This window comes from Parapedobacter sp. SGR-10 (assembly GCF_011030405.1).
In the GTDB taxonomy this organism is placed as follows: domain Bacteria; phylum Bacteroidota; class Bacteroidia; order Sphingobacteriales; family Sphingobacteriaceae; genus Sphingobacterium.
Genome location: NZ_JAAJTJ010000067.1, coordinates 1 through 773 on the forward strand (window position 1 = coordinate 1; position 773 = coordinate 773).

Sequence of the window (773 nt, forward strand, 5' to 3'; positions counted from 1 at the left end):
CTTAAAGAGATAACTCGATTAGCATAATTTCTTTCTCGAGGATGATTGACAATAGTACCACTTGGCAGATTTAAAATACCTTGTGCCCAATTTACCAATTCATTACTCGTCTCTCTTCGATTTAAACTTAAATCTTTTGTCAATATTTTAATCGGCACCCATTGCTTATAATTCAAAGTCTGACTTACTTTATATACCTCTTTGGCGATGTCATCTGCTACAATTTGCATCTTTTCATAGGGTTGATAACTAGGCCCACTTTTTGACCTATCAGTTCCAGCAACATCTCCACTTGTACCATTAGACATTATACCAACAAAAGGGACAGATTGACTATTTTCTTCTTCCATAAGTTCTTTAATCTTGCTTGCAAACACAGCAAAATAGTCAGCCGAAACCTCATGTTGAGGCACACCTCCTATATAATGTAAAGCATAGTTTGCAAGAAGCGATATCGGTCGCTTTCCATTCAGTGCTCGTACTGAAATAAATGACACATCTGGATCCGTAGGGCCTGCAGGTTCTACCTTATTGTCATCATTTATCCCTGGATTCATCAGTACCTGATCGTATTCACCAAAAGGATTAATAACCTTTTCCTTCATAATCCATCTTCGATTAAATACATGTTGAGGAACTTTTGCAATCCCCCAAGCGATCTCTGCTTCTTCTAAATTATTTACTGCATCTCTTACGGATTTAACTATCCCTTCAATTAGTGTAATACCATACTCATTAAAAGGCTGAGAGTAACCTGACGGTTGCGTCTTGGT

1 protein-coding gene is annotated in these 773 nt (G+C 37.5%); it reads right to left on the reverse strand.

Features of this window, described 5'->3' with window-relative positions; genetic code table 11:
- The coding region (locus tag G5B00_RS17875; protein ID WP_205966476.1) for a hypothetical protein at positions 1-773 on the reverse strand (773 nt) is incomplete at both ends.